We start from the raw sequence: 14,212 nt of genomic DNA, 5'->3' as shown, positions 1-14,212 counted from the left end.
GGGCCGAGTTCCGGCCGCGGCGCCGCCTTAAGCGTGGCTTAAGCGTCCGGCGAAAAAAACGGCGGCCGCTCAGCCCGCGCGCAAATCGAGATTGGCGAACAGGTCGGCCAGCGTGGGCGTCGAGCGCGCGGGCCAGATGGCGCTCAGGTCGAAACTGGGCAGGTCCTGGCCGTCGCGCACTTCGCAGAAGCGCACGCCGCTGAAATTCAGCGAGCGGATCCAGCTCGGCAGCAGCGCCACGCCGCAGCCGCCCGCCACGCAGGCCAGCACGGTGAGCGTGCGGTTGGCTTCCTGCGCCACATGGGCTTCATGGCCGGCCCTGCGCAGCGCATCGAGAATGCCCGCGTAGAACGCCGGCAATTGCGATTGCGGGTACATGACCAGCCCGGCCCGTGCGATGCGGGCCAGCGTCACCGTGCCGTCCGCCTCGGCCTCGAACTCGTCGGGCACCGCCGCCACCAGCCGCTCGCGCAGGAGCTGGCGCTCGCGCATGCGGCCGCCCACCGCCACCGGCGTATGCATCAGCCCGATGTCGATTTCACCCGTCTGCAGGGCTTCGGCCTGCTCGGCGTTGCTCATTTCGCGCAGGATGACACGCACCCCGGGCGCCTGGCGCCGCAGCGCGCGCAGCGCCCGGGGCAGCGTGTCGAACAGCGCCGAAGACACCAGCCCCACCGTGAGCTGTCCGGCCGCGCCGCGCCCGATTTCGCGCGCCCGCTGCGCCGCCGCATCGATGCGCGCCACGCTGGCGCGCACGTCTTCCAGGATGGACAGGGCCGCGGGGGTGGGCGAGGCGCCCTGGCGCGAGCGGTCGAAGAGCCGCACGCCCAGATCCTGCTCCATGCGGCGCAGGGCCTGGCTGAGCGCCGGCTGGGCGATGCCGAGCCAGGCCGAGGCGCGGCTCACGCTGCCATGGTCCACCACCGCCAGAAAATAGCGCAGATGCCGGGTTTCCATATCAATTCAATATGAATAAAGCCTTTTTACTGAATAGAAAACTATAACCGTTCTTCCTAGAATCCCGCCTCATACGAGAAACGAGCGCCGCGCCCGCCTTGCCGGCGCGGTTCCAGGAGACAGCATTGCCCCCCTTCGGCCCCGCCGTCGACACCCACGCGCATGTGTTCCGCCAGGGTCTGCCCCTGACCGCCGCGCGCCGCTATACGCCCGACTACGACGCCTCGCTCGCCGATTACCTGGCCCTGCTGGACTCGCACGGCCTGAGCCACGGCGTGCTGGTGCAACCCAGTTTCCTGGGCACCGACAACCGCTATATGGAACAGGCGCTGCAGGCCGAACCGCAGCGCCTGCGCGGCGTGGCGGTGGTGGACGAACAGACGCGCGAAGACGAGCTGCGCCGGCTGGCCGGCGCGGGCGTGATGGGCATGCGCCTGAACCTCATCGGCCTGCCCGTGCCCGACCTGTCTTCGCCCGGCTGGCGCCGCGTGCTGCAAACCGCCAACACCCTGGGCTGGCACGTGGAAGCGCACATCCAGGCGGCGCGCCTGCCCGAACTGCTGCCCGCGCTGCTGGCCGAGGGATGCCAGGTGGTGGTGGACCACTTCGGCCGTCCCGATCCGGCGCTGGGCACGGCGGACCCGGGCTTTCGCTACCTGCTGCGCCAGGCCGACTCCGGCCGGGTCTGGGTGAAGCTGTCCGCCCCCTACCGCAACTGGAACGCGGACGACTGCGCCAGCCAGGGCCGGGCCGCGGCCGCCCAGTTGCTCGACGCCTATACCGCGGACCGCCTGATGTGGGGCAGCGACTGGCCCCACACCGAGCACCGCCACGCGGCCTCCTACCCGGCCGCCGTGCAATGGCTGGACGCCTGGATCGACGACCCCGTCCAGCGCCGCGCCATTCTCGCGGACACGCCCCTGCGACTGTTCCAATTCCAAGGAGAAACCCCATGACTTCCCTGCTCAAACGCCTGATGCGCCGCGGCCTGGCCGCCGCCGCCCTGCTGGCCGCCGCCGGCGCGGCCCAGGCCGCGTACCCCGAGCGTGCCATCACGCTGGTGGTGACTTACCCGCCCGGCGGCACGGTGGACGTGGTGGCGCGCCTGATCGGCCCCAAGCTGGCGGCCGAACTGGGCCAGCCCGTGGTCATCGAGAACCGCGGCGGCGCGGGCGGCATGATCGGCGGCGCGGTGGTCGCCAAGGCCAAGCCCGACGGCTACACGCTGATGCTGGATGCCTCCAACCACGCGCAGAATCCGGCGCTGCATTCCAGGATGCAGTTCGACACCCTGGCCGCGTTCGCCCCCGTGTCCCTGCTGCTGCGCGTGCCCAACGTGCTGGTCGTGACGCCCTCTTACGAGGTCAAGACCGTGGCCGACCTGATCCGCCTGGGCAAGCCCGGCGCCAAAGAGCCGGTGTACTTCGCCTCCGCCGGCCCGGGCTCGGCCCAGCACCTGGCGGGCGAACTCTTCAACCTGCTGGCCAAGACCGACCTGCACCACGTGGCCTACAAGGGCGGCGGCCCGGCCATGATCGACGTCATGTCCGGCCAGGTGCCCGTCATGTTCGCCAGCATGGGCTCGGCCTGGCAGCACGTGAAGAACGGCAAGCTGCGCGCCGTGGCCGTGGGCGGCGGCGAGCGCTCCAAGACCGCGCCCGACCTGCCCACCATCGCCGAATCCGGCGTGCCGGGCTACGAGTCGTATGAATGGAACGCGGTCTTCGCGCCCGCCGGCACGCCGCCGGAAATCGTCGACCAGGTTTCCCAGGCGCTGGCCAAGGTGCTGAAAGACCCCGCCATCGCGGAACAGCTCGCGGGCATCGGCGCCGAGCCCATCGGCTCCACGCCCGCCGAGCTCGACGCCTTCCGCCGCGCCGAGATCGCCAAGTGGCAGAAGGTCGTCAAGGAATCGAACATCCAGCTGGATTGAGTGCTGCGGGGCGAGTCCCCCGTTGCCGGCATGCCGGCACTGCCGCGCCCTTCGGGGCGCTTTTTTTTGCCGCCCGAGGCAAGAAACGCGCCCTCGTGGAGGGCGGCAAGCCCGCGCGTCCGGATATCATTGGCCCATCGGCATTCCGAGGCACAGATGGAAAAACTCCGGATCGACAAATGGCTGTGGGCGGCGCGTTTCTACAAGACGCGCAGCCTGGCCGCGCAGGAAATCGGCAAGGGCCGCGTCTTCGTCAACCAGCAGCCGGCCAAGCCCGCGCGCGAGGTCGCGCCGGGCGACCTGGTGACGGTGCGCAAGGAAGATCCGCCCATCCACGTCAGGGTGCGCGCCCTGAGCGGTGTGCGCGGCCCGGCTCCCGCGGCGCGCCTGCTCTACGAAGAAACGCCCGAAAGCATTGCCGCCCGCGAGCGCGCGGCCGAGATGCGCCGCCTGGCTCCCGAACCCGCGCAAGACCTGGCCGAGGGCCGGCCCACCAAGCGCGACCGGCGGCTCATCGACCGGATGCGCGGGCGCTAGCGCGCGCCGGGTATTTCCGCGTTCGCGCGGCGCGCATCGCCGGGCGGATGGTCCGGATTCGCCGCGAGGGGAAGAACGCCCCGCCCGTCGCCCCCGATGCTCCGCCGTCCCGCCTACAGCGCGCGTCCCACGATCAGCGAATCGATCGCCATCTCCGGGCCGGCGCTCTTGCCCTCGTAGGGCAGCCGGCTGAGCACGTAGCGCATGGCGTTGAGACGGGCCCGCTTCTTGCAATCCGACTTCACGACGATCCAGGGCGCGTCGGCCGTGTCGGTATGCGCGAACATCGCTTCCTTGGCTCGGGTGTAGTCGTCCCACTTGTCCAGCGAGGCCAGGTCCACGGGGCTGAGCTTCCATTGCTTGAGCGGGTGCACTTTGCGCTGCATGAAACGGCGGCGCTGCTCTTCGCGGCTGACCGAGAACCAGAACTTGATAAGGTGGATGCCGCTGTTGACCAGGTGGCGTTCGAAGTCCGGCACCTGGCGCAGGAACTCCAGATACTCCTCCTGCGAGCAAAAGCCCATGACACGCTCCACGCCCGCGCGGTTGTACCAGGAGCGGTCGAACATGACGATCTCGCCCGCAGTGGGCAGGTGCTGCACATAGCGCTGGAAATACCATTGGCCGCGCTCGGTGTCGGAGGGCTTTTCCAGCGCCACCACGCGCGCGCCGCGCGGATTCAGGTGCTCCATCATGCGCTTGATGGTGCCGCCCTTGCCGGCCGCATCGCGCCCTTCGAACAGGATCACCACGCGCTGGCCGGTGGCCTTGACCCAGGCCTGCAGCTTGAGCAGCTCCACCTGCAGCCGGTACTTCTGCTTCTCGTAGTTCCGGCGCAGCATGCGATGGCGGTACGGATAGATGCCTTCACGCCAGTCCGCCGCCAGCTCTTCGTCGGGATTGCGCCTCGCGGCGCGCCCCGGCGCCTCCGATCGCGCCGACGCCTCCGATTCGAGCAGCGCGCGGTGCACGGCGCGCGCGTCGTCCGGCGAGAGCGCGTCGATGACGGCCCGCAGCGCATCGTGCGCCGGCAGCGCGGCGCGGCCGCGGACGCGGCCGGCGATATCGGCCAGCACGGCAAGCGCCTCCTGGCGCGCCGCGTCCACGCGCGCGGCAACGTGCTCGCGCACCTGTCCGGCGGCCGCCGAGGCGGCGTCGCGCGGCGGCTCCTGCCTATCCGCCGTCTCCGGACGCCGCAGCGCCGCGGCGCTGCGCCGGGCCGGACGGGCGGGCGCAGCGCGCGTCTTGCCCGCCGCGCCGCGCGCGGGCGCGGCCCCCGCCGGTTTCTCTGCCATGGTCATGATCCTCCCCGTATGTGCCGGCGCACCCTTCGAGCGGTTCGGTTCCGTCGGGGCGCGGCCGCAAAAAAACGTTCACCCTAACCCGCGCGGGCCGGCAAAGGTTTGCGCGGGATCAAGGCACGCAACATTCTTGCATGCGCCCCGGCCCGCGGCGGCTCCCCGGCGCGGCGATCGCCGCGAGGGTGCGCGCTGGAAGGCCGGGCGGGCCGCGGCCCGCCCGGCCTGGGGTTCACAGCCGGTCCAGCCCCTGCCTGAGATCGGCCAGGATGTCTTCGGGCGTTTCCAGCCCGACCGACAGGCGCAGCAGCCCTTCGGAAAGCCCGTAGCGTTCGCGGTCTTCGGCGCTGTAGCTGGCGTGCGTCATGGTGGCCGGATGCTGGATCAGGGTTTCGGGGTCGCCCAGGCTGACGGCGATGCGCGCGAGCTTCAGGCTGTCCATCAGCCGGCGGCCGGCTTGCAGCCCGCCTTCGAGCTCGAACGCCACCAGTCCCCCGCCCGCCGACATCTGCCGGCGGGCGATGTCCGCGCCCGGCGTGTCGGGCAGGCCGGGATAATGCACCTCGGCCACCGCGGCATGCTCGCGCAGCAGGCGCGCCACGCGCAACGCGGATTCGCTGTGCCGCGCCACGCGCAGCTCCAGCGTCTTCAGTCCGCGCAGGACGAGGAAGGCGGTGAACGGCGACAGCGTCGCCCCCGTGAAATAGCGCAGGCCTTGCAGCCGGATGGCGTCGATGAGCCTGGCCGGCCCCGCCACCGCGCCGGCGAGCAGGTCGCCGTGGCCGCCCAGGTATTTGGTGGCCGAGTGCAGCACGAGGTCCGCGCCGTGCTCCAGCGGGCGCTGCAGCGCTGGCGTGGCGAAGGTGTTGTCGACGATGGTGAGCAGGCCGCGGCCGCGAGCGATGGCCGAAATGGCGGCAATGTCCACCAGCCGCAGGTTGGGATTGGCGGGCGTCTCGAAGTACACGGCCCGGGTCCGAGGCCCGATGGCCGCCGCCACCGTTTCCGGGCGGGTGAAGTCGGCGAACACGGCGCGCACGCCGAAGCGCGCCAGCCCCTGCGTGAACAGCGTGAACGCGGTGCCGTAGACGATCTGGTCCACCACGATCTCGTCGCCGTCCTGCAGCAGGCTGAACAGGGTGGCCGAAATCGCGGCCATGCCCGAGGCGGCCGCCACCGCCGCCTCCGCGCCTTCGAGCGAGGCCAGGCGCGTTTCGAGCAGCGCCTGGGTGGGGTTGCGGATGCGGCCGTACACGTAGCCCTCGCGCTCGCCCAGGCGCACTTGCTCGTAGGCGTCGGTGCTGTCCTGGGCATAGGTGGAGGTCAGGTAGAGCGGCGGCGTCAGCGCGCCCAGCGCGTCGCGCGGCTCGTAGCCGAGGTGGATGGCGCGCGTGGCGAAGCCGGCGTCCAGGGTGTCTGTCATGATGGGTTCCGTGTGTCGGGGCCTGTTTACGCTAGCGCCGGTGGTCGGCGCGGCGCGCCAGCCATTCGCCGGTGAATTGCACGAGCGTGACGAGCGCGATGAGAATGACGATGACTTCGAACATGACCCGGGTTTCGTAGCGTTCGTAGCCGTAGCGGATGGCCAGGTCGCCCAGGCCGCCTGCGCCCACCGCGCCGGCCATGGCCGAGGCGTTGATCATGGCGATGACGCTGACAGTCATCCCGCCGATGATGCCGGGCAGCGCCTCGGGCAGCAGCACGTGGCGCACGATGTGCCAGCGCCGGCAGCCCATGGCGCGGGCCGCTTCCACCAGCCCGTGGTCCACTTCGCTCAGGCTTACCTGCGCGATGCGGGCGAAGAAGGGAATGAGGTTGGCCGTGAGCGGCACCACGGCGGCCCAGGTGCCCAGCGTGGTGCCCACCAGGAAGCGGGTGAAGGGCAGCATGGCCACGAGCAGGATGATGAACGGAATGGCGCGGAAGGTGTTCACCGTGACGGACAGCGCCTTGTTCAGGCGCGGCCTGGGGTACAGGTTGCCCGGCGTGGTCACCGTGAGCACCACGGCCAGCGCCAGGCCGGCGACGATGGCCAGCGCGGCCGACAGGCTCACCATGGCCAACGTCTGGCCGAAAGCCTGCAAGTATCGGTCAAGCATCGACATAGCCCAGCACCTCCACATGATCGGCCAGCAGCGCGGCGCGCGCGGCCTCTTCGCGCAATGCGCCCGCCGGCACCGACACCAGCAGGCTGCCCTGGGCGTGCCCGCGCAGGCGGTCGAGCCCCCCGTGCAGCAGGCGCGCGCCCGGCCCCAGCGCGGCCAGCGCCGGCAGCGACACGCCGCCGGGCTGGCCCTGTCCCGTGAAGCGCAGGCGCAGCACGGCCGCCTCGCCCGCGCCGCGCGGCTCGGGCCGCAGGGCCGCGGCCAGGTCGGCCGGCACGTCGTGGCGCAGCGGCCGCAGCAGCGCGCGCGTGGCCTCGGCCTGCGGGTTTCCGAACACGCGCCAGACCTCGCCTTCTTCCGCCACCCGCCCGGCATCCAGCACCAGCACACGGTGGCAGACTTCGCGGATGACCGCCATGTCGTGCGTGATGAGCACCACCGTCAGCCCCAGCTTGCGGTTGATGTCGCGCAGCAGCGCCAGAATGGATTGCGTGGTTTCGGGGTCCAGCGCGGAAGTGGCTTCGTCGCACAGCAGTATCTCGGGATCGTGGACCAGCGCCCGCGCGATGCCCACGCGCTGCTTCTGCCCGCCCGACAGCTTGGCCGGGTAGACGTCGGCCTTGCCGCCCAGCCCGACCAGCTCCAGCAGCGCCTGCACGCGCCGCCGCGCCTCGGCCGGCTTCACGCCGGCCACGCGCAGCGGCAAAGCCACGTTCTCGGCCACCGTCTTGGCCGACAGCAGGTTGAAATGCTGGAAGATCATGCCGATGCGCCGGCGCAGCCGCACCAGCGCGTTTTCGTCCAGCCGCCCCACGTCGGTGCCGTCGATGCGCACGGCCCCGCCGTCGGGGCGCTCCAGCATGTTGATGGAACGCAGCAGCGTGGATTTGCCGGCCCCGCTGCGGCCGATGATGCCGAAGATCTCTCCCCGGCCGATGGCGAACGACACGTCGTCGAGCGCGGTCACCCGGCCCCGGGCGCCCTGATAGTGCTTGCGCAAACCCTCGAACACGATGTGGGGCGCGACAGGCGGCGCGGCATCGTCCGCCGCCACCGCGGCGGCGGGAAGCTCGTTTTGCATCATGGCGCGCCCGGCCTCAGAAAACGGGGATGACCGAGCCTTCGTACTTGCTCAGGATGAACTGCCGGACCTCGTCCGAGTGATAGGCCCGCACCAGCTCCGGCACCCAGGGCGCGTTCCTGTCGGCCTCGCGCACGGCGATGATGTTGACGTAGGGGTTGTTCTCTTTCTTCTCCACGGCAATGCCGTCGCGCGTGGCGATGAGGCCGGCCTGGTAGGCGAAGCTGTTGACGATGGCCGCCGCGTCCACGTCGGGCAGCGAGCGCGCCAGCACCACCGAGGCGCTTTCCACGAACTCCAGCTTGCGCGGATTGGACGTCACGTCGGCCAGCGTGGCCGTGCCGGTGTAGGGGTCGAAGCCGTCGCGCAGCGTGACGAGCCCGTGGTCGCGCAGTACGACCAGCGCGCGCGTCTGGTTGCTCGGATCGTTGGGGATGCCCACCTTGGCGCCCTGCGGCAGCGCTTCCAGCGACTTGTATTTCCGGGAGTAGAACGCAATGGGAGAGATCAGGGTGTTGGCCACGGACACCAGCTTGTAGCCGCGCTGCCGGATCTGGTCTTTCAGGAAAGGAATGTGCTGGAACGCGTTGGCGTCGAGGTCGCCGTTATTGAGCGCCTCGTTCGGGCTGGCCGTGCCGGTGATGACGACCGGCTCCACGGCCAGACCGTTCTTCTTGGCGACTTGCGCCACCACCTCCCATATCTGCTCGTCCACGCCGCCGCGCACGCCCACCTTGAGAGGCCGGTTGTCGGCGGAAAACGCCGGGCCGTGGAACATGGCGGCCGCCGCCAGCGCCGCGCCCAGCAGGCGCTTGAAAAAGGGGGAAATCATCTCGGAATCGCCTCTCGGTCAACCCAATCCAGGGAGAGACGATTCTAGGCAGCGCGGCGCCGAGCGTGAACGATTCGCTGGTTGAGTCCTTATTACGCCCGCCTTTGCATATGCGCGGCGGCAATATGCCAGGGCGGCGAGATGCTTGCGTTCAGAAAGGCTTGACCACCACCAGCGTGACGATGGCGGCCGCCAGCACCACGGTCAGCGGCGCATACAGATCGGCCAGCGGCGCGCGCCTTGCGCCGCCTTGCGCCATGCGCCGCAGCGCGGCGCTCTGTACGCCGTGCAGCGCCGACAGCGCCAGCGCGCACCCCGCCTTGACCCAGATCCATTTCATGGCGAACCAGCCCACCGAGAACGCCAGGTGAAGACCCAGCAGCCACGCAAGCGCCATGGCCGGCGTGGTGACGCAGAGGTTCCAGCGCCGCAGGCGGGGCAGCATGCCGCGCCCGCGCGGCGCCTCGTCGCCATCGCGGTGCGGGGCCGACAGCAGATACAGGGACACGAAAAGCGATCCGCCCACCCAGGCCATCACGGCCGCGGCGTGCAGCAACACGAGCAATTGATAGTTCATGGAGCGGCATTATCGCCGGCCGCGCGGCGGGCGCTGCGCGACCGATTGACGCGGGCGGGCGGCTCAGCGCAGCAGCTCCATGATGCGGTAGGCGAGCCGCACGCGCGCCTCGTTGGGCCAGTTGCGGTTGGCCAGGATAACGATGCCGGTCTGCGCGGCGGGCACGAACGCCACGTAGGCGCCGAAGCCGTTGGTGGAGCCTGTTTTATTGATCCACGCCGACGCCTGCGGCGCGAGCGGCGGATCCAGTGCCCTGGCCTCGTGCGTGCGGGCCGCCATGTCCGGCGCGTTGCCGGCGATCAGCGTCTCGAGCCGGGCGGGCCAGGCGTACTGCTCCCAGGCCAGGTCCTGCATCATGCCGTCCACCTGGTAATAGGCCACGTGCGTGGCCGCCAGCGCGCGCCGCAGCCTGGGGTCCAGGCCAGGCGCCAGGCCGAGATTGGCGTCCACGAAGCGCAGCAGGTCGCGCGCGCTGGTGCGCACGCCATAGGCCTGGGCGCCCAGCACGCCGGGCGTGAGCCGCACCGGCTTGGCCTGCGCGTCGTAGCCCTGCGCATAGCTTTCCTGGCGGTCGGGCGGCACCGCGAGAAACGTGCTCGCCAGGCCGAGCGCCGGGAACAGGTCCTGCTCCATCGCCAGGTCGAACGGCCGGTCCAGGGCCCGCGCCGCGGCCTCGCCCAGCATGCCGATACTGGGGTTGGCGTAGGTGCGGCGCGTGCCGGGCGCATATGACGGCCGCCATGCCTTCAGGTAGGCGAGCAGCTGGGCGCGGGTGCGCACGCCGTCCGGCACCTGCGGCGGAAAGCCGCCGCCCGTGTGCGTGCCCAGGTGGATCAGGGTCAGTTTTCCAAACGGGCTGCCGCGCAGCTCGGGCACGAACTTCTGCACCGGATCCTTCAGCGCCAGCCGGCCCTGCGTCTGCGCGTAGGCGGCCAGGGTCGCGGTGTAGGTCTTGCTGATGGAGCCCACTTCGAACAGCGTGTCGCTGGTCACTTTCTGCTGCGTGCGCAGCGAGGCCACGCCCAGGTTGTAGAAGCGCGCCTCGCCGCCATGCCGCACGCCGATGGCCATGCCCGCGATGCCATGCTCCCGCATCGCCTCCTGGGCAACCTGCCGGATGGCGTCATCCGTCCCGGCCGGCGCGGCCCGCGCGCCATGCATCCCCGCGACGGCCGCCAGCGCGGCGGCGCAGACCAGCCGGCCGCATGCGGAAGCCGGCAGCCCAAGCCGGCGAAAAAAAAAACGGCAACCCGGAAGACCAGCGCATGGAACCTTTTCGAGAGAAAAGCGGCCCTCGCGGCCGCAGCGAAAGAATATAACGCCGCGGCGGCCCGTCTCCGCGCGTATCCCTGGACAGCGCCCGCCGATTTCCGGTCTACTGGTCTGTCGCGGCAGTACGTTCAACTTGTCGACGGAGGAGAATCATCATGGCGACTGGAACCGTAACCCTGCACCGTGTGCTGCGCGCGCCGCCCGAGCGCGTCTACCGCGCCTTCCTCGAACCCGATGCGGTGGCCAAGTGGCTGCCCCCGCACGGCTTCACCTGCCAGGTCCATGAGCTGGAGGCCAGGGTCGGCGGCCGGTACAGAATGTCGTTCCGCAATTTCGGCAATGGCCAGGCCCATTCGTTCGGCGGGGAATACCTGGAACTCGTGCCCGGCGAACGCATCCGCTACACGGACCAGTTCGACGACCCCAGCCTGCCGGGCAGCATGCAGGCCACCGTCACGCTGCGCAAAGTGGCCTGCGGCACCGAGCTGAACATCGTGCAGGAGGGCCTGCCCGAGGCGATCCCGGTGGAGATGTGCTATCTGGGCTGGCAGGAATCGCTGGCCCAGCTGGCCATGCTGGTCGAGCCGGACATCCAGGAGTAAAGCGCGCGCCTGCGCTCAGGACGCCGGCTTGCGGGCGATGAACTGCACCACGCAGGCCCGCCCGGTGTGGAACCGGCCCTCGACCACCTCGCGTTCCAGCTCCCGGGACAGCACAATCTCGCAACCCGGGAACTCCTGCTCCAGCGCCGCGCGGGATATCAGCATGTCCGGATCCCTGGGCCCGCCGGTCCGGTTGCGGATCTGGCCCGGCGCGTAAGCTTCGAGCAGGACGACGCCGCCTGGGCGCAGCGACCGCGCGAGCAGCCGGTTAAGCCGCTTGCGGCTGGCCGACGGCAGATGCGCGAAGATGCACGCCACGCCGCCGAACGCCAGGGCGGGCGGTTCGTAGCGGGCAAGATCGGCGACTTCGGTGCGGATTTCCACGCCCCGGGCCGCGGCGAGCCTACGCGCCTTTTCCAGGCCGACGGGCGAGCCGTCCACGCCCAGCACGTCCAGGCCCCGCTCGGCCAGGAAAACGGCATTGCGCCCCTCGCCCTCGGCCACGCTCAGCACAGGTCCGGCAAGCAGGCCCGCGTGCTCGGCCAGGAAATCGTTCGGTTCGGTGCCGTAGACGTAATCCGCGGCGGCATAGCGTTCATCCCACATGGCTCAGGCTCCCTGTCTGTGCGTTCGACCCGCCGGCCGGCGCGCGGAAAGATGCGCGCGGAGCGGAATGGGGATAGTCTGCAACTTCAAGCCGACTTGAGGTCAAGCGCATGACGCACCTGGACATAGCCGAAGTGGCGCGGCAAACCGGCATCCCCGCCTCCACGCTGCGCTATTACGAAGAAAAGGGCCTGATCGCCTCAATCGGCCGCCGCGGCCTGCGGCGGCAATACGAGGCGGCCGTGCTGCAAAAGCTGGCGCTGATCGGACTGGGGCGCGCGGCGGGGCTGTCGCTGGACGAGATCGGCAGCATGTTCTCGCCCGACGGCGAGCCCAGCATCGATCGGGCCGTGCTGGCCGCCAAGGCCGACCAGCTCGACCGCGCCATCCGCCGCCTGAGCGCCATGCGCGATGGCCTGCGCCACGCCGCCGCCTGCCCCGCGCCCAGCCATTTGCGCTGCCCCGCTTTCCAGCGCCTGCTGAAGGCCGCGGCCTCGGGCGCCTTCGGCGGGCGGCGCAAGCGCGCCGCTTGATTCCGCGCCGCCGCCATGGCAAGGTGGTCCGCGAAAAGCCGCGCCCCGGCTGCTGGAGAACGCACATGGAAAAACCGAGCCGCAACGCCCAGGGCCCAGATCCTTCCCGCCTGATCGACGCCCGCATCCGCGAGCTGGGCGATTGGCGCGGCGCGGCGCTGGCCCGGATGCGCGCGCTCATCCTGCAGGCCGACCCGCAGGCCGTGGAAGAATGGAAATGGCGCGGCGTGCCGGTGTGGTCGCATGCCGGCATCCTGTGCACCGGCGAAACCTACAAACACACGGTGAAGCTGACCTTCGCCCAGGGCGCCGCGCTGGCCGACCCCGCGGGGCTTTTCAATGCGAGCCTGGACGGCAACACGCGGCGCGCCATCGACATCCGCGAGGGCGACGAGATCGACGAAGCCGCTTTCAAGGCGCTCGTCGCCGCCGCCGCGGCCTTCAACCTCGCGCGGAAAAAGCGCGCCTGAACCCGGCCCGGCCGGCGCGGATGCGCCGCGCGCGCCGGGCGCGCCGGCGCGCCCTACACCACTCCCACACGGATCACGCCCGCGATCGTCTCCGCGGCGCGCTGCAGGGCGGGAACCATGTCGTCTTCCAGGCGGCCGCCCTCGACCTCGGAGGCCGCCACGGAGATGCCCACCGACAGCACGCGCGATCCGGCCCCGGGCACCGGCACCGCCACCGAAACCTGGTTGCTGTCGGGATAATCGAACCGGCTCCATTGCCCCGGCGCCAGGCGCAGCCCCCCGGCCAGCGCGCTGGCCAGGGGCAGCACGCTGCCCACGCGCAGGTTCATGACCACCAGCCGGCGGCGCTCGGCCGGCGCCATGGCGCGCCCGATGATGATGACGCCTTCGGGGTTGGCCTCGCCCAGGTTCGACGTGCCCGAGTAGGCGTCGGCCAGGCCCTGCAGGATTTCCTGCACCGCTTCGGTGACCCCCAGGCTGTCCATGGCCGCGAAACCCAGCTCGAACACCTGCGGCGTCAGCCGCCAGCGGCTGTCTTCGCGCGCGGCGTAGCCCTCTTCTTCCAGCGTCTGCAGAAACCGCAGCACGGTGGCGTGCGGCAGCTCGACCGCGCGGGCCAGTTCGGCCAGCGTGGGCCTGCCCCTGCCGCGAAAGGCCCGGATGATGGATAGACAGCGCTGGATCGATCTATTATTCTTCAATCGTTCACCTGACAAACATTACGTTCACTAGGTGAACAATACACGTAAACAGAGCCCGCGGCAAGACCGCGAGCCAGGGAAGGAGACATGCATGAAACGTTTTGCCCTCGCGTTGGCGGCCGGCCTGGCCTGCGCCTGTAGCCCGGGCCCGGCCGCGGCCGGCGCCCCATGGCCCTCGCAGCCCATCAAATGGATCGTGCCGTATCCGCCCGGCGGCTCCACGGACATGCTCGCCCGCCTGGTCAGCCACAAGCTGGGCGAGCGGCTGGGTCAGCCGGTCATCGTGGAAAACAAGGCCGGGGCCGGCGGCAACGTCGGCACCGACTATGCCGTGAAACAGCCTGCCGACGGCTACACCATCGTCATGGGCAATATCGGCCCCATCTCCATCAATCCGGCGCTCTACCCCGACCTGCCCTACCAGCCGCAGCGCGACCTGGCGCCGGTAACGCTGCTGATGAGCGTGCCGAACCTGCTGGTGGTCAATCCCGCCCTGCCGGCGCGCACCGTGCGGGAGCTGATCGCCTACGCGAAGCAATCGCCCCAGCCGCTGGACTACGCCACGCCGGGCACGGGCACGTTGAATTGCCCCGGGAATCGAGGAGGCTGTTTGGTTAAAGTACAGCGTTCATCGGCACAGAGTCAGAGTTGGTACGGAGATAGCGTTCTTCAGCCTGCGCAGGAGGAATATACCCGATGGACCCGAGC

The 14,212-nt window shown here is 70.2% G+C and carries 17 protein-coding genes; 7 read left to right on the top strand and 10 right to left on the bottom strand.

What is annotated here, in order from left to right; translation table 11 throughout:
• Nucleotides 1-69: 69 nt before the first annotated feature.
• Complete coding sequence (locus NGJ44_RS05300) at nucleotides 70-957, bottom strand: LysR family transcriptional regulator (protein ID WP_251863312.1); 888 nt, start codon at nucleotides 955-957, stop codon at nucleotides 70-72.
• A 125-nt stretch (nucleotides 958-1,082) separates the two neighbouring features.
• Between NGJ44_RS05300 and NGJ44_RS05295 the strand changes: the two genes are divergently transcribed.
• From NGJ44_RS05295 to NGJ44_RS05285, 3 genes are all read left to right on the top strand, one after another.
• Nucleotides 1,083-1,913, top strand: a complete 831-nt coding sequence (locus NGJ44_RS05295) for an amidohydrolase family protein (protein WP_251863311.1) — start codon at nucleotides 1,083-1,085, stop codon at nucleotides 1,911-1,913.
• Complete coding sequence (locus NGJ44_RS05290; protein WP_053245951.1) at nucleotides 1,910-2,890, top strand: tripartite tricarboxylate transporter substrate binding protein; 981 nt, start codon at nucleotides 1,910-1,912, stop codon at nucleotides 2,888-2,890. Before NGJ44_RS05295 ends, NGJ44_RS05290 begins: the two co-directional genes overlap by 4 nt.
• A gap of 156 nt (nucleotides 2,891-3,046) precedes the next feature.
• Nucleotides 3,047-3,427, top strand: a complete 381-nt coding sequence (locus tag NGJ44_RS05285; protein ID WP_053245950.1) for an RNA-binding S4 domain-containing protein — start codon at nucleotides 3,047-3,049, stop codon at nucleotides 3,425-3,427.
• 113 nt (nucleotides 3,428-3,540) lie between these two features.
• Here NGJ44_RS05285 and ppk2 read toward each other — a convergent pair whose 3' ends face one another.
• The 7 genes from ppk2 to ampC form a co-directional block, all read right to left on the bottom strand.
• A complete protein-coding gene (gene ppk2 / locus NGJ44_RS05280; protein WP_251863310.1) occupies nucleotides 3,541-4,722 on the bottom strand; it encodes a polyphosphate kinase 2 in 1,182 nt (393 codons plus the stop codon).
• A 235-nt stretch (nucleotides 4,723-4,957) separates the two neighbouring features.
• Nucleotides 4,958-6,148 carry a trans-sulfuration enzyme family protein gene (locus NGJ44_RS05275; protein ID WP_251863309.1) on the bottom strand — a complete coding sequence of 397 codons (1,191 nt, stop codon included), beginning with the start codon at nucleotides 6,146-6,148 and terminating at the stop codon, nucleotides 4,958-4,960.
• Nucleotides 6,149-6,179: 31 nt separating this feature from the next.
• Complete coding sequence (locus NGJ44_RS05270) at nucleotides 6,180-6,824, bottom strand: methionine ABC transporter permease (protein WP_251863308.1); 645 nt, start codon at nucleotides 6,822-6,824, stop codon at nucleotides 6,180-6,182.
• The gene (locus tag NGJ44_RS05265) at nucleotides 6,817-7,911 is read right to left on the bottom strand and encodes a methionine ABC transporter ATP-binding protein (protein ID WP_251863432.1); all 1,095 of its coding nucleotides are present in this window, start codon (nucleotides 7,909-7,911) and stop codon (nucleotides 6,817-6,819) included. The genes NGJ44_RS05270 and NGJ44_RS05265 overlap by 8 nt, the downstream gene beginning before the upstream one ends.
• Before the next feature lie 16 nt (nucleotides 7,912-7,927).
• Nucleotides 7,928-8,743, bottom strand: coding sequence for a MetQ/NlpA family ABC transporter substrate-binding protein (locus NGJ44_RS05260; protein WP_053244616.1), 816 nt, complete (start codon nucleotides 8,741-8,743; stop codon nucleotides 7,928-7,930).
• 151 nt (nucleotides 8,744-8,894) lie between these two features.
• Nucleotides 8,895-9,320 (bottom strand): CopD family protein, encoded by a 426-nt coding sequence (locus tag NGJ44_RS05255; RefSeq protein WP_053244615.1) that lies wholly within the window; start codon nucleotides 9,318-9,320, stop codon nucleotides 8,895-8,897.
• Nucleotides 9,321-9,383: 63 nt separating this feature from the next.
• The gene (gene ampC, locus NGJ44_RS05250) at nucleotides 9,384-10,481 is read right to left on the bottom strand and encodes a class C beta-lactamase (protein WP_502802108.1); all 1,098 of its coding nucleotides are present in this window, start codon (nucleotides 10,479-10,481) and stop codon (nucleotides 9,384-9,386) included.
• 266 nt (nucleotides 10,482-10,747) lie between these two features.
• Between ampC and NGJ44_RS05245 the strand changes: the two genes are divergently transcribed.
• Nucleotides 10,748-11,194: an SRPBCC family protein gene (locus tag NGJ44_RS05245; protein WP_053244614.1), complete on the top strand. Its 447-nt coding sequence runs from the start codon at nucleotides 10,748-10,750 to the stop codon at nucleotides 11,192-11,194.
• 15 nt (nucleotides 11,195-11,209) lie between these two features.
• On the opposite strand, the gene NGJ44_RS05240 is transcribed toward NGJ44_RS05245, so the two are convergent.
• Complete coding sequence (locus NGJ44_RS05240) at nucleotides 11,210-11,800, bottom strand: SAM-dependent methyltransferase (RefSeq protein ID WP_053244613.1); 591 nt, start codon at nucleotides 11,798-11,800, stop codon at nucleotides 11,210-11,212.
• Nucleotides 11,801-11,910: 110 nt separating this feature from the next.
• Between NGJ44_RS05240 and NGJ44_RS05235 the strand changes: the two genes are divergently transcribed.
• Together NGJ44_RS05235 and NGJ44_RS05230 are read left to right on the top strand one after the other, a co-directional pair.
• A complete protein-coding gene (locus tag NGJ44_RS05235) occupies nucleotides 11,911-12,333 on the top strand; it encodes a helix-turn-helix domain-containing protein (RefSeq protein WP_251863306.1) in 423 nt (140 codons plus the stop codon).
• Nucleotides 12,334-12,398: 65 nt separating this feature from the next.
• Nucleotides 12,399-12,803: a DUF1801 domain-containing protein gene (locus NGJ44_RS05230; protein WP_251863305.1), complete on the top strand. Its 405-nt coding sequence runs from the start codon at nucleotides 12,399-12,401 to the stop codon at nucleotides 12,801-12,803.
• A gap of 53 nt (nucleotides 12,804-12,856) precedes the next feature.
• Here the strand turns inward: NGJ44_RS05230 and NGJ44_RS05225 are convergent, their stop codons facing one another.
• Entirely contained in the window at nucleotides 12,857-13,504 is a 648-nt protein-coding gene (locus NGJ44_RS05225; protein ID WP_251863304.1) for an IclR family transcriptional regulator, read from the bottom strand.
• Between the two features lie 91 nt (nucleotides 13,505-13,595).
• Here NGJ44_RS05225 and NGJ44_RS05220 point away from each other — a divergent pair.
• Nucleotides 13,596-14,212: Bug family tripartite tricarboxylate transporter substrate binding protein (locus tag NGJ44_RS05220; RefSeq protein ID WP_251863303.1), on the top strand; the 617-nt coding region annotated here is incomplete at its 3' end.

Source organism: Achromobacter sp. Marseille-Q4962 (assembly GCF_943737005.1).
Lineage (GTDB): Bacteria > Pseudomonadota > Gammaproteobacteria > Burkholderiales > Burkholderiaceae_B > Achromobacter.
Note: the sequence above shows the minus strand (reverse complement) of the source record. Positions and strands in the feature narration are given on the sequence as shown.